Origin of the sequence: Brevundimonas sp. (assembly GCF_035561115.1) — a bacterium.
Lineage (GTDB): Bacteria > Pseudomonadota > Alphaproteobacteria > Caulobacterales > Caulobacteraceae > Brevundimonas.
In genome coordinates, this window is sequence record NZ_DATMYH010000066.1 from 1 (window position 1) to 12,229 (window position 12,229).

16 protein-coding genes are annotated in these 12,229 nt (G+C 68.0%); 9 read left to right on the top strand and 7 right to left on the bottom strand.

Annotated elements, in window-relative coordinates:
- Positions 1-9: 9 nt before the first annotated feature.
- Complete coding sequence (locus tag VN378_RS08645) at positions 10-156, top strand: SDR family oxidoreductase (RefSeq protein WP_325741841.1); 147 nt, start codon at positions 10-12, stop codon at positions 154-156.
- Positions 157-174: 18 nt separating this feature from the next.
- A complete protein-coding gene (locus VN378_RS08650; protein ID WP_325742906.1) occupies positions 175-774 on the top strand; it encodes an NADPH-dependent F420 reductase in 600 nt (199 codons plus the stop codon).
- A gap of 480 nt (positions 775-1,254) precedes the next feature.
- On the opposite strand, the gene VN378_RS08655 is transcribed toward VN378_RS08650, so the two are convergent.
- The 5 genes from VN378_RS08655 to VN378_RS08675 all read right to left on the bottom strand — a co-directional run bounded on the left by VN378_RS08655 (position 1,255) and on the right by VN378_RS08675 (position 4,227).
- Entirely contained in the window at positions 1,255-2,058 is an 804-nt protein-coding gene (locus tag VN378_RS08655; protein ID WP_325742908.1) for an inositol monophosphatase family protein, read from the bottom strand.
- A 166-nt stretch (positions 2,059-2,224) separates the two neighbouring features.
- The gene (gene efp, locus VN378_RS08660; RefSeq protein ID WP_325742910.1) at positions 2,225-2,791 is read right to left on the bottom strand and encodes an elongation factor P; all 567 of its coding nucleotides are present in this window, start codon (positions 2,789-2,791) and stop codon (positions 2,225-2,227) included.
- Positions 2,792-2,881: 90 nt separating this feature from the next.
- Positions 2,882-3,430 (bottom strand): tryptophan-rich sensory protein, encoded by a 549-nt coding sequence (locus VN378_RS08665; RefSeq protein WP_325742912.1) that lies wholly within the window; start codon positions 3,428-3,430, stop codon positions 2,882-2,884.
- Positions 3,431-3,484: 54 nt separating this feature from the next.
- Positions 3,485-3,727, bottom strand: coding sequence for a helix-turn-helix transcriptional regulator (locus VN378_RS08670; RefSeq protein ID WP_325742914.1), 243 nt, complete (start codon positions 3,725-3,727; stop codon positions 3,485-3,487).
- Positions 3,727-4,227 (bottom strand): DUF2975 domain-containing protein, encoded by a 501-nt coding sequence (locus VN378_RS08675; RefSeq protein WP_325742916.1) that lies wholly within the window; start codon positions 4,225-4,227, stop codon positions 3,727-3,729. Before VN378_RS08675 ends, VN378_RS08670 begins: the two co-directional genes overlap by 1 nt.
- Positions 4,228-4,332: 105 nt before the next feature.
- Between VN378_RS08675 and VN378_RS08680 the strand changes: the two genes are divergently transcribed.
- Positions 4,333-5,277 (top strand): ABC transporter ATP-binding protein, encoded by a 945-nt coding sequence (locus VN378_RS08680; RefSeq protein WP_325742918.1) that lies wholly within the window; start codon positions 4,333-4,335, stop codon positions 5,275-5,277.
- A complete protein-coding gene (locus VN378_RS08685) occupies positions 5,277-6,002 on the top strand; it encodes an ABC transporter permease (RefSeq protein ID WP_325742920.1) in 726 nt (241 codons plus the stop codon). Before VN378_RS08680 ends, VN378_RS08685 begins: the two co-directional genes overlap by 1 nt.
- 1 nt (position 6,003) lies before the next feature.
- On the opposite strand, the gene bfr is transcribed toward VN378_RS08685, so the two are convergent.
- Positions 6,004-6,504, bottom strand: coding sequence for a bacterioferritin (gene bfr / locus VN378_RS08690; RefSeq protein WP_325742922.1), 501 nt, complete (start codon positions 6,502-6,504; stop codon positions 6,004-6,006).
- A 154-nt stretch (positions 6,505-6,658) separates the two neighbouring features.
- Complete coding sequence (locus VN378_RS08695) at positions 6,659-6,844, bottom strand: (2Fe-2S)-binding protein (RefSeq protein WP_325742924.1); 186 nt, start codon at positions 6,842-6,844, stop codon at positions 6,659-6,661.
- Positions 6,845-6,970: 126 nt separating this feature from the next.
- Between VN378_RS08695 and thiE the strand changes: the two genes are divergently transcribed.
- The 5 genes from thiE to VN378_RS08720 all read left to right on the top strand — a co-directional run bounded on the left by thiE (position 6,971) and on the right by VN378_RS08720 (position 12,070).
- Positions 6,971-7,630 (top strand): thiamine phosphate synthase, encoded by a 660-nt coding sequence (gene thiE, locus VN378_RS08700; protein WP_325742926.1) that lies wholly within the window; start codon positions 6,971-6,973, stop codon positions 7,628-7,630.
- 73 nt (positions 7,631-7,703) lie between these two features.
- A complete protein-coding gene (locus VN378_RS08705) occupies positions 7,704-9,380 on the top strand; it encodes a sensor histidine kinase (RefSeq protein WP_325742928.1) in 1,677 nt (558 codons plus the stop codon).
- A gap of 92 nt (positions 9,381-9,472) precedes the next feature.
- Positions 9,473-10,894 (top strand): cytochrome ubiquinol oxidase subunit I, encoded by a 1,422-nt coding sequence (locus VN378_RS08710; protein ID WP_325742930.1) that lies wholly within the window; start codon positions 9,473-9,475, stop codon positions 10,892-10,894.
- Positions 10,891-11,928, top strand: a complete 1,038-nt coding sequence (gene cydB, locus VN378_RS08715) for a cytochrome d ubiquinol oxidase subunit II (RefSeq protein WP_325742932.1) — start codon at positions 10,891-10,893, stop codon at positions 11,926-11,928. The genes VN378_RS08710 and cydB overlap by 4 nt, the downstream gene beginning before the upstream one ends.
- Before the next feature lie 4 nt (positions 11,929-11,932).
- Positions 11,933-12,070, top strand: a complete 138-nt coding sequence (locus VN378_RS08720; protein WP_325742934.1) for a hypothetical protein — start codon at positions 11,933-11,935, stop codon at positions 12,068-12,070.
- Positions 12,071-12,229 lie beyond the last annotated feature (159 nt).

Below are 12,229 nucleotides of genomic sequence, written 5' to 3' on the forward strand. Positions count from 1 at the left end.
GAGGAAGGCATGAAGGTCTTCGCCGCGATGAGTCCGCTCAAGCGCATGGCCGATCCGGCGGAGATCGGGGCGGCGGCGGCCTTTCTCGCATCATCGGACAGCAGCTTCATGACCGCCAGCGAGGTCGCCGTCGACGGCGGCCTGGCGCAACTCTGAAAACCTGAGGAGACGACTATGAGCTACGCAATCATCGGCTTCGGCAAGATCGGCCAGGCCCTCGCCAAGGCGTTCGCCCGCCACGGCGTCGAAGTGTCCGTCGCAACCACGCGCGACCCGGAGTCCTTCTCGGCTGACGCGGCCGCAATCGGACCCACGGTCATCCCCAGGACCCTGGCGGAGGCTGTCAAGGCGGACACCGTCTTCCTGGCGGTCCGTTTCGAGGCGCACCCCGATGTCGCGAAGGCGCTGCCGAACTGGTCAGGCAAGACCGTCATCGACGCGATGAACCTGTTTCCGGTCCCTGACGCGCTGGAGGGTGTTCCGTCCTCCGCCGTCGTCGCGAAGGCCTTCCCGGGCGCCAAATTCGTCAAAGGGTTCAATCACCTGATCGCGGCCACCTTGGCGACCGATCCGGTCGTCGAAGGCGGTCGTCGGGTCGTCTTCCTGTCGAGCGACGACGAGGGCGCGACCGCGCCCGTGGCGGCCTTGGCCAAACGACTCGGGTTCGCCTCCATCAATCTGGGCAAACTCAACGAGGGCGGCGCGCTGGTGCACGCTCGCGGCCAAACCTGGGGCCCGCTCATCTTCCAGGACCTGTTCAAGAGGGAGCAGTAACGGTCGCGGTCCACTCTCGGAGGAGCCGCGCCTCCGCCGACATGGAGACTCTCGCCCCCTCCAACCCGCCCTTTTGAGGACAGGAATCCACTACTTCCGACCCCGTCTGACAGGCGTCTGCTCGCCGCAAACCCGGCCTGCGACCGTTTCTGACGCAGGCATATGCAAAATAGTGAAATGCCCGCCGGGCCTGGTCTTTGACAGTGTTGAACACGTCGGCTCCGCCCCGCGAAGCCTCGTCCGCCGGGGCGCCTGATCCGCAGGGGCCGCCGCCCGCATTTTTTCCGCGGGACTCCGAGACTCTCTGCCCTCCGGACGACGTCACTGGCGGCCAAAAATTCCGTGCATCCCCGCGAAGGCGGGGACCCAGGCTTTAGCCTCACGGTCGGTGTCTGAATGAGCGCTGGTCAGCTCAACCAGTCTGGTCGCCGCTCAAACCTGGGTCCCGCCTTCGCGGGGATGCACGGTCTGTGTGGGCGGTCAGCCCCGCAGCACCTTCTGGATTTGCGGATGCAGTTCGGAGTTCGAGGCCAGGATCTGCGCCCCCGTCTCCGGCCGGCCCTCGCCGTCGATGGTGGTGACCACGCCGCCCGCCTCGGTGACGAACAATATGCCCGCGGCCACGTCCCAGGGCTGGAGGTTGCGCTCATAGTAGGCGTCGTACCGCCCCGCCGCGACCCAGGCGAAGTCCAGCGCCGCCGAGCCGAGGCGGCGGATGCCGGCGACGCGCTGGCCGATGGCGTGGATGTCCTTGATGGCCTGGGCGTGGCCCGTCTTGCCGATGAAGGGCAGGCCGGTGGCGACCAGGCTTTCCGACAGGTCGCGACGCCCGGCGACGCGGATGCGCTGGTCGTTCAGATAGCAGCCCTTGCCCTTCTCGGCCCAGAACAGCTCGTTCATCACCGGATTGTAGGTCACGCCCGCCACGATCTCGGAGGTCCCGTCCGGCGCGGTGCGCTGCAGGCCCACCGTTATGGCGAAATGGGGCATGGCGTGCATGAAGTTGGTGGTGCCGTCGATCGGGTCGACGATCCACATGTGGGACTTGTCGGTCCCCTCGATCATGCCGCGTTCCTCGCCCAGGAAGCCGTAGCCGGGGCGGGCCTTCATGAGCAGTTCGTACAGGGTGTCCTCGGCCTTGATGTCGGCGGCGGTGACGAAGTCGCCGGGGCCCTTGCGGGACACCTGCAGCTGCGACACCTCGCCGAAGTCGCGCAGCATGGGCCGCGCGGTCTTGCGGACGGCGTCGATGATGACGGAAACGAGGGCGGAGGCGAGGGCCATGGGGATCTCCTGGTCCGCATGTCCTGAAAAGGCGCGTGGCCCGGAGATGCGGAGAAGTTCAAAGGCGACGCCGGCGGGGCGTCGGTGAGAAGTGCCAGTGAGCGAGAAGTGAGCGAAAATGGCGCGGGGTCGTGCTCACCCCTTGCTCACTAGCACCTCTCGCTCACTATTCGGCGCGGCGGACGTACTCGCCGGTGGTGGTGTCGACGACGATCTTCTCGCCGACGCCCATATAGGGCGGGATCATGATGCGCACGCCGTTGTTGGCGATGGCGGGCTTGTAGGAGGACGAGGCGGTCTGGCCCTTCACCGTGGGCTCGGTCTCGACGACTTCCAGCGTGACCTGGTCGGGCAGGGTCAGGCCGATGGGCCGGTCCTCGTGCATTTCGATGACGACCTTCATGCCGTCCTGCAGATAGGCGACGCGGTCCTCGCCGACCCAGTCCTTCTGCAGCTCGGTCTGCTCGTAGGTGGCGTCGTCCATGAACACCAGGGCGTCGCCCTGTTCGTACAGGAACGAGAAGTCCTTCTGTTCCAGCGTGACGCGCTCGACCTTGTCTTCCGACCGGAAGCGTTCGCTCAGCTTGTTGCCCGTCTCGAGGTTCTTGGCCTCGATGTTGGCGAAGGCGCCGCCCTTGCCGGGCTTGACGTGGCTGGCCTTGGTCACGACCCACAGGCCCTTGTTGTGCTCAAGGACCATGCCGGGCTTGATGGTGTTGCCGTTGATCTTCATCGGTGTCTCGGAAGGGATTGGGCGCAAGCCTCGACGGCGCGCGAACGGGCGCAGTCCCTAGAGGATGCGGCGTCATCCGGCAAGGCGGGCTCAGTGGACGGTGGGCCGCTCGTCCCGCGACCGGCCCTGCACCAGGTTGGCCAGATGCACCGAGCCGCCGCTGGGCGCCGCCAGCTTGCCGGCGCGGTTGTCCAGCTTGCGGGCCTCGTGGGCGAAGGCGGCGGCCAGGCCCGCGGACGACATGGCGGCGGCGATCTGCAGGGTGCGGCTGGCGGGGCGCATGGCGATCCAGACGGCGTTCAGCGCCTGGGCGGCGGCCCACAGGGCCATGGCCGTGGTGCGCTCGGGCCGGGCAGGGGCGTTCCACACGCGCACCGCCGACAGGGTCGTCACCGAGAACACCGCCGGCAGGATCAGGCTCAGCGGTCCGCGCGGCCGCTCGGTGATCGGGGCGTCGTCATCGGCCAGACGCATCGGCCGGGGCCGGATCGTGGTCCGCGCCAGCAGCGTCGCGCCCAGGGCGAAGCCGATCGTCACCGCCACGCCCAGGATGACATGGCCGATGTCGCGTTCGTTGGCGTTCAGGAAGTCGCCGGCGGCGTCGCGGGCGTCGTCGAAGATGTCGTCGATGTCGGTCACGCGCGGCTCTCCCTGTCTGCGGACAGACAATGGCGGGACGGCGCGGCGGTTCCGTCAGACCTCGTCGTCGTCGACCAGGGCGAGATCGGCGGGGTCGAAGCCGTAGTCCAGCAGGTCGCCCGGCTTGCAGTCCAGCGCCGCGCACAGCCGTGCGAGGGTGCGGAACCGGATGCCCTTCACCTTGCCCGAACGGAACAGGGACAGCTGGGTTTCGCTGAGGCCCACCTCGGCCGCGAGGTCGCGCGCCTTCAGGCCCTTCTTCACGATCAGGGCGTCGAGCGTCACGCGGACGGGCATCAGATCATCTCGTCCAGCTCGGCCTGGACGCGGCTCGCCTGGTCGATGACGCGGCCCAGCAGGAACAGGGCGCCGCCGATCATGCCCAGGGTCATGCCGGGGACGTCGAAATGCAGATAGCCGCCGCGCGCCTCGCCGATCACCCGCAGCAGGTTGCTCATGATGAAGACGCTGAACACGCCGCCGATCCCGAGCGCCAGGCCGACCCGGCGCAGGGCGGATGCGACAGCCGGCTGGAACAGCCGGCCCTTTGAGATCTGACCCATTGCCTGGCCGATGGACCAGACACCGAAGAGGTAACAGGCCGGCGGCAGGGCCCAGATCATTCCGACCAGATACCGGGTCTCGTAGGTCGCTGGACTTTCGCGCGTCCAGTGCGCGATCGCACCAACGAGATTCGTCATGGTCAGCAGCGCGCCGATGGTGACCACCATGAACACCGCCAGCCAGCGGAACTGGCCGCACATGCGGCGGAAACGGACGAGGTCGGTCTGGCTCACGCGACGCTCCGGGGCGTGGAATTGATGTCTGATCTTTAATCTTGACTTAAAGACGAGGGTTTCGCAACTTTATATCAGACTTAAACGAATGCGAGCGCCGCCGCCATGACAGCCACCATCGAAACCGAGGCCCTGACCCGTCGCTTCGGCTCGCACAGGGCCGTCGACGCGGTGTCGATGACCGTGCCGGACCGGGCCGTCTACGGCTTCCTCGGGCGCAACGGCGCGGGCAAGACGACGACGCTGAAGATGCTGCTGGGCCTGCTCCGCCCGACCTCGGGCTCGGCGCGCATCGCCGGGATCGACGTCGCCCGCGACCGCATCGGGGCTGCGCGGAAGGTCGGGGCGCTGCTGGAAGCGCACGGCTTCTACGCCAATCTGACAGGGCGTCAGAACCTCGATCTGACCCGTACGCTGCTGGGATTGCCGGCGGCCGAGATCGACCGGGTGCTGGAGGTGGTCGAGATGTCGGAGCACGGCGGCCGTCGGGTCTCCGACTACTCCCTGGGCATGCGCCAGCGGCTGGGACTGGCCCGCGCCATGCTGGGCGCGCCGCCGGTGCTGGTCCTCGACGAGCCGACCAACGGTCTGGACCCCGACGGCATCGCCGACATGCGCCGCTTCCTCAAGGACCTGCCGGCCCGGACCGGCGCCACCGTGCTGCTGTCCAGCCACCTGCTGGGCGAGATCGAGCAGATCGCCACCCATGTCGGCATCGTCCACGAGGGCCGGCTGGTGCTGGAGGGGGAACTGGCGCGGATCAAGGCGGACCTCGCGCCCGAGATCGCCCTGCGGGTCGATGATGCGGGAAGGGCGTCCGCCGTGCTCAGGCCGTTCGATCTGGCGCTGTCCGTGGCCGACGACGGCCTGACGGCGCGGCTCAGTCCCGGAGACGATCCGGACGCCGCGGTTTCAGCCATGAACCGCGCCCTGGTCGAGGCCGGGGTCGCCGTGTTCGCCATCGGCGCCCGGGCCCGCTCGCTGGAAGGCATCTACCGTCAGGCGGCCGCCTCCACCGTCGTCACTGCACCCCAGCCGGAGTTCGTCTGATGCTCGCCGTCCTGTCCGTGGAAATCCGCAAGCTGAACCGGTCGCTGGCCGCCCTGCTGGCTGTCGCCGCGCCGTCGCTGATCGCCATCTTCGCCTTCTTCATGGCGTTGCGCGGCAAGGCGCCCCAGCCATGGGAGATGTGGATGGTCAGTTCGATCGGCGTCTGGTCCTTCTTCATGCTGCCGATGAGCGTGACGGCCCTGACCGCCCTCGTCGCCCACATGGAGCACGGTCCGAAGTCATGGGACCATCTGCGCAGCCTGCCGCTGCCGCGCTGGCGTCTCTATGCGGCCAAGGCGGTGATGGTTCTGGCGGTGGTGGCCGTCATGAGCGTTGCGACGTTGATCCTGACCTGGGGCGCGGTGACGCTGGCGACGACGGTCAAGCCTGACCTGACGCCCACGGGGCCGCTGGACTTCGCCCTCTACGCCACGACCATGGGCAAGGTCTTCCTCGCCGCGATCCTGATGGTCGCCATCCAGCTGTGGACCGCCCTGCGGTTCGCCAGCTTCGTGCCGGCGCTGGTGGTCGGCATCGGCGGGACCTTCTTCTCGGTCGTCGCCACCGCGGCCAGGGAGGGCGTCTTCTTCCCCTGGCAGATGCCGGTCAACATGCTGGCGACCGAGGCGTGGCGCGTGAACACGGCCCTCGGTCTGGGCTGCGGCCTGGGTCTGGTCGTGCTGGCCCTCGCCGTCGCCCATCTGGCCCGGCGCGAGGTGCTCTAGTTCAGTTCCCGGTGGCGCTCCGGTCCGGCGCGATCTCGGTCATGGCGGACTGCAGATAGTTCTGCTCGCCAAGCTGTTCGATCAGCTTGTGCTGCGCTTCCAGGAAATCGATATGCTCTTCCGTGTCGGCGAGGATTTCGGTCAGGATCTGGCGGCTGATGAAGTCCGACGCCGCCTCGCACTGGGCGATGCCCGCCAGAAGCGTGTCGCGCCCGCCCAGCTCCAGCGAAAGGTCGGCGCCCAGGCATTCGAAGGCGTTCTCGCCGATCTTCAGCTTGTGCAGGTCCTGCAGATTCGGCAGGCCGTCCAGGAACAGCACCCGCTTGATCAGCTTGTCGGCGTGCTTCATCTCGCCGATCGATTCGTCGTAGATGACCTGGCCCAGATGCTTCAGGCCCCAGCTCTCGAACATCCGTGCGTGCAGGAAATACTGGTTCACCGCCGTCAATTCGTTGGTGAGAACCGCATTCAGCGTGCGGATGATCGCGGGATCGCCCTTCATCGTCGTTCTTTCCGTCAGCGGCGCGGCGGTCGGCCCGACCGTCGTGAATCACCGGCTGTGAACGCATATCCTAACACGCGACGCGGGCTTGTGTTCACCTGCGAACACTTCTCGCGACATTGAAAATGCGAATGAATCTCCCGTGAGGGAGGGCCTATTCAGCCGCCATGGCGTAGGTTTCGCGGCTGTCCTGGATCATCTCGCGCATTTCGCAGACACATCTGGCGCACTGGACGGCGCACTGGTTGCGGGCGAAGACGTCGCGCGGCCGGGTCGCGCCCGCCTCGATGGCGGCGGCGACGTCCCGTTTGCGAAGACCGTTGCAGTTGCAGACGTACACGGAAGGGCGGACCCGACTGGTTGCGAATGGTTCGCTATAGCAGCAAGGCGGCGTCGTTTGCAAGTCATTCGCATTCCGTGTCACTACGGTGTTGACGCCGGGCCTCCGGCGCCCCAGGCCCGCCGGATGGCCCGAGAACCCGTCATCATCCCGCGTCCGCCGTGTCAGCTCTATCTGATCACCCCGCCCGCATTGCCCGATCTCGCCGCCTTCGCCGGCGCCCTCGAAGCGGCGCTTGACGCCGGCGGGACGGCGGCGCTCCAGATCCGGCTCAAGGATGTCGACGACGGCGTCTTCCTCGCCGCCGTGGCGGCGCTGAAGCCGGTCGCCCAGGCGCGCGGGGTCGCCGTGATCCTGAACGACCGGCCCGACCTCGCGGCGCGCTCGGGCTGTGACGGCGTTCATCTAGGGCAGGGCGATGCTTCCGTCGCCGAGGCGCGGCGGATCATGGGCCGCGAAGCCATGATCGGCGTGACCTGTCACGACAGCCGCGAACTGGCGATGGACGCGGCCGAGGCGGGCGCCGACTATGTCGCCTTCGGCGCCTTCTATCCGACCACGACAAAGGAGACGATCCACCGCCCGGATCCTGAAATCCTGACCATATGGCAGGAGACCGTCGAGATTCCCTGCGTCGCCATCGGCGGCATCACCGCCGCGACGGCGGGCGAGCTGGCGCGCGCCGGCGCGGACTTCGTAGCTGTCAGTTCGGCGGTGTGGAACCATCCGGACGGTCCCGCGGCGGCCGTCCGCGAACTGACGGCGGCGTTGGCGTCCGGCGCCTGACCTTCAGGGGATATTAGGAAGCGGGGGCATAGGAACGGGGACTACTCCTGTCGTCCCCGGACCAAAAATGCAGATGAGCCGTGCGCTCGAACCCCTGGAGCCCGCCACCGGTGTCACAGCACCGGCGGTCCGGCGCGTCGGGGACAGCCAGCGTCCGACCAGCGGGATCGGCCAGCCCCTGGCGCCGGTGTTCACCGCGATGGCGGTCATGGTGCTGGTCGTCCTGGCCATCACCTTCGCCCGCTCGGCAGGTGTCGTCGCCGCGCTCTGGGGCGCGGGCGGCCTGGCCGTCGCGGTCTGGCTCCGCACCTCGCGGGGACCGCTGTACGACCTGTCGTTCGGCGCCCTGGTCGCCATGGGCATGGCGGCCGGCAACCTGCTGGCCGGCAATTCCGCCGAGCTGACGGCCATGTTCACCGTCGCCAACATGCTGGACGTCTATGTTTCCGTCCTGCTGGCGCGCCGGTTCGCGCCGACGCTGAATCTGGCTTCCGTCCAGGGAGCCTGCCGCTTCCTGGTCAGCGCCGCCGTCCTGGGACCGCTGCCAGCCGCCGTTTTTGCGGGCGCCATGCTGTGGTGGATGCAGGGAGCCAGCTTCCTGGACACCGCCCAGACCTGGTGGTTCGGCCATGCGCTCGGCGTCGCCGTGCTGTCGAGCTTCGGTCTGGCGCTCACGAAGCGCGAGATCGTCCGCTTCCGCGCGCCGGCCCGCGCCATTGAGGCGATGGTCCTGCTCGGCCTGCTGACGGCCCTGTCCGTCACCGTCTTCTCGCAGACGATGCCTGTCGGCTTCCTCACCATGCCCCTCCTGCTGCTGATCGCCGTCCGGCTGAGGATGCTGGGCGTCACGGCGGCCTTGATCATCATAGCCATCCTCGCCGTCGGCGGCGCCATGCGCGGCCTTGGTCCTTACGGCGTCGCATTCGACGGCGCCGACCGCGCCATGATGGCCCAGTTGCTGATCCTGTTCGGCTACCTGCCGATCATGCTCGTGGCGGCCTTGCTGGAGGAAAGGGATCGTCTGTCGGACCGCGCCAAGGCCGGCCAGGTTCGCGCTGAACGCGCTTCGGAAGCCAAGTCGCGCCTTCTCGCCAACGTCGCCCACGAGATCAAGAGCCCCGTCGGCGGCGTGATCGGCATAGGCGACCTGTGGAAGACGGGGCAGCTGGGACCCGTCACCGACACCCAGGCCGAAATGGCGGACATGCTGGTCAAGACGGCCCGTCAGATAGAGGCGCTGGCTCACGATCTGCTGGATGTCGCCCGCGCCGAATCCGGCGCGGTGAAGGTCGAACTGCGTCCCACCGACGTGCCCGGCGTGCTTGAGGACGTGAAGCGGGCGGTCGCCCTTCGCCCCGAAGCCCTGGGCGTGCGCCTTGAGGTGATCAGCGAAGGCGATGGCCTTGTCGCCCTGGCCGACTCCCAACGCCTGACCCAGGTCATCTCCAACCTGGCCTCCAACGCCGTCAAATACGGAGGGGCCGGCGGCCTCGTCATTCTCCGCGCCAGCAAGATCTACGACGGCGTGCGGATCGAGGTCAGAGACCGCGGCCCCGGCCTGTCGCCCGAGAAACAGGCGCAGTTGTTCGAACCCTTCAACCGTCTGGGTCTCGAACGTTCCGCGGTCGAGGGCCACGGCATTGGCCTGGCGCTGGCCAAGCGCCTGGTCGAACTGCAGGGCGGCTCGATCGGCGTGACATCGACGCCGGGCGAAGGCGCGATATTCTGGGTCGAGCTTCCCGCCGCCTGATCGCGGCGATCCGCCGCGCGGCGGATCGCGCATGGACACGGCGGGCCGGGAGGTTCATTCCTGACCGGTCAGATCAGTGAGGACATAGAGCCGTGGAATTTGACGCGCTGCTGCTGTCGCGACTGCAGTTCGCCTTCACCATCGCCTTCCACATCCTGTTTCCCGCCTTCACCATCGGGCTGGCGGCGTTTCTGGCGGTGCTCGAAGGTCTGTGGCTCTGGACGAAGCGGGACGCGTTCAAGGTCCTGTACCTGTTCTGGGTCAAGATCTTCGCCCTCAGCTTCGGCATGGGCGTCGTCTCCGGCGTGGTGCTCAGCTACCAGTTCGGCACCAACTGGTCCGAATTCATCCGTCTGACCGGCGGCGTCATCGGCCCGCTGCTGGCCTATGAGGTCCTGACCGCCTTCTTCCTCGAGGCGTCCTTCCTGGGCGTCATGCTGTTCGGCTGGAAGAAGGTCGGGCCAAGGCTGCATTTTGCGGCCACCTGTCTGGTCGCCGTCGGCACGACCATCTCGGCCTTCTGGATCCTGTCCGCCAACAGCTGGATGCAGACGCCGCAGGGTTTCGAGATCATGGCCGACGGCCGTTTCCAGGCCACCGACTTCATCCAGGTCATTTTCAACCCCAGCTTCCCGTCGCGGCTGACGCACATGCTGCTGGCCGCCTTCCTGACGACCGGCCTGGCCGTCGGCGCCGCCTCGGCGTACCGCGTGCTCAAGGAGCGGGGCGAGCCGCCCGTCAGGGGTTGGACCGAAAGCCGCATCGCCCTGGTCATGGCCATCGGCCTGATCGTCATCGTCGCACCGCTGCAACTGGTCGCCGGCCACTGGTCGGGCGTCGTCGCCCACGAGCATCAGCCTGCCAAGACCGCCGCCCTCGAGGGCTACTGGCAGAGCCGGGCCGACCAGCCGCTGCACCTGTTCGGCATTCCTGATCGTGACGCGCAGAAGAACCATTTCGAGGTTTCGGTCCCCGGTGTGGGCAACTGGATCCAGAACGTGCCGAAGGACGAGGTCATCCAGGGTCTCGACGCCTGGCCGCGCGACGACCAGCCCCCGCCCTTCATCCCCTTCATCGGCTTCCGCATCATGGTCGGGCTCGGCCTGCTTATGATCGCCCTCGGCGCGGTCGGGGCCCTGCTTATCTGGCGTCGCCGGCTGTTCGACAGCCCCTGGTTCCTGCGCTGGTGCGTGGCCATGGGCCCTTCAGGCTTCATCGCCGTTCTGGCCGGCTGGATGGTCACCGAGGTCGGACGCCAGCCGTGGCTGGTCTATGGCGTTCTGCGCACCCGCGACGCGGTTTCTCCCGTGACGACGGCCGAGGTGGCCGCCAGTCTGACCGCCTATGTCATAGTCTACGCCGTCGTCTTCACCGCCGGAGCCCTATTCATTCTGCGGCTGATGGCCGAGGGGCCCGTCGCGGCCCTGACCGAGCCCGCGCCGCGTCAGGACCGGGCGCCCGGCTCGGCCCTGGCCAAGGCGCCGCAAGACACCACTCCGGGGAAGGGCGAATGATGCTGGACCTGCCGCTGATCTGGGCCGGACTGATCGCCACGGCCGTCCTGCTTTACGTCATGCTCGACGGCTTCGATCTGGGCGTCGGCATCCTGTTCCCCTTCGCCCGGTCGAAGGAGGAGCGGGACGTGATGATGAACACCATCGCCCCCGTCTGGGACGGCAACGAGACCTGGCTGGTGCTGGGCGGCGGCGGCCTGCTGGCCGCATTCCCCCTGGCCTATTCGGTGTTGATGCCGGCGCTGTATCTGCCGGTGCTGCTGATGCTGGCGGGCCTGATCCTGCGCGGCGTGGCCTTCGAGTTCCGCTTCCGCGCCCGCAACCGGGGCCGCAGATTCTGGACCCAGATGTTCGCCGGAGGGTCGATCCTGACCGCGGTGGCGCAAGGCCTGATCCTTGGCGGCTTCATCCAGGGCGTGACGGTCGAGAACGCGCGGTTCGCCGGCGGGACCTTCGACTGGCTGACGCCCTACACCCTGCTGGTCGCGGCGGGCATCGTGGCCGGCTACGCCCTGCTGGGCGGGACATGGCTGATGATGAAGACGACGGACAACCTGCATGGCGACGCGAAACGCTGGACCCTGATCAGCGCCGCCGCCGTGGGCGGTCTGCTGGCGGCCGTCAGCGTGGCCACCCTGTTCATCCATCCGCGCATCGCCAGCCGGTGGGGCTTCGATCCCGGGTCGGGCTTCGCCGTCGACTGGCCCACCCTCGCCCCGTTGCTGGCCATTCCGGCCCTGGGCCTGGCCGGCCTGTGGCTGGTCGTGGGCATGGCGAGGCGGGGATCGCACCGCTGGCCGTTCGCGGGCGCCCTGTTGCTGTTCCTGTCGGGCTATCTGGGTCTGGCCGCCAGCTTCATGCCGTCCATTGTCCCCTATGACATCGACTTCCGGCAGGCCGCCGCTCCCGACAACGCCCTGGCGCTGATGCTGGTCGGCACCGCGGCCATCCTCCCGCTGATCCTGGGCTACACCGGCTGGGTCTATTGGGTCTTCCGCGGCAAGATCGATGCAGAGGCCGGCTATCATCATTAGACCCGTGCCCCCGCCCGAGCCCGGCGAGGACGGCGGCCCGTTGTGGCGGCGGCTGGCCTGGTTCGTCGGCCTCGCGGCGGCGGCCTCGGGCCTGACCGCGGTCGTCGCCTATGCGCTCAGGGCCTTGCCGTTCGCCGGCTGAGGCGCGAAGGTCGGGATCATGAAAGTCCAGCTGCTTACCGCCGCCGCCCTGCTGTCGCTGGCCGGCGCCGCCCATGCCCAGACCGCGCCGGCGACCCCGCCCGCCGGCGACCTGACCCGCGATCTGAACAGCGGCCCGCCGGTTCCCGCGGCCTATATC

Excerpts from the sequence above, each read along its gene's own strand:
- VN378_RS08645 (WP_325741841.1), top strand. The coding sequence starts at position 10 with ATGAAGGTCTTCGCCGCGATGAGTCCGCTCAAGCGCATGGCCGATCCG.
- VN378_RS08650 (WP_325742906.1), top strand. The coding sequence starts at position 175 with ATGAGCTACGCAATCATCGGCTTCGGCAAGATCGGCCAGGCCCTCGCC.
- VN378_RS08655 (WP_325742908.1), bottom strand. The coding sequence starts at position 2,058 with ATGGCCCTCGCCTCCGCCCTCGTTTCCGTCATCATCGACGCCGTCCGC.
- efp (WP_325742910.1), bottom strand. The coding sequence starts at position 2,791 with ATGAAGATCAACGGCAACACCATCAAGCCCGGCATGGTCCTTGAGCAC.
- VN378_RS08670 (WP_325742914.1), bottom strand. The coding sequence starts at position 3,727 with ATGCCCGTCCGCGTGACGCTCGACGCCCTGATCGTGAAGAAGGGCCTG.
- VN378_RS08680 (WP_325742918.1), top strand. The coding sequence starts at position 4,333 with ATGACAGCCACCATCGAAACCGAGGCCCTGACCCGTCGCTTCGGCTCG.
- VN378_RS08685 (WP_325742920.1), top strand. The coding sequence starts at position 5,277 with ATGCTCGCCGTCCTGTCCGTGGAAATCCGCAAGCTGAACCGGTCGCTG.
- bfr (WP_325742922.1), bottom strand. The coding sequence starts at position 6,504 with ATGAAGGGCGATCCCGCGATCATCCGCACGCTGAATGCGGTTCTCACC.
- thiE (WP_325742926.1), top strand. The coding sequence starts at position 6,971 with ATGGCCCGAGAACCCGTCATCATCCCGCGTCCGCCGTGTCAGCTCTAT.
- VN378_RS08705 (WP_325742928.1), top strand. The coding sequence starts at position 7,704 with ATGAGCCGTGCGCTCGAACCCCTGGAGCCCGCCACCGGTGTCACAGCA.
- cydB (WP_325742932.1), top strand. The coding sequence starts at position 10,891 with ATGATGCTGGACCTGCCGCTGATCTGGGCCGGACTGATCGCCACGGCC.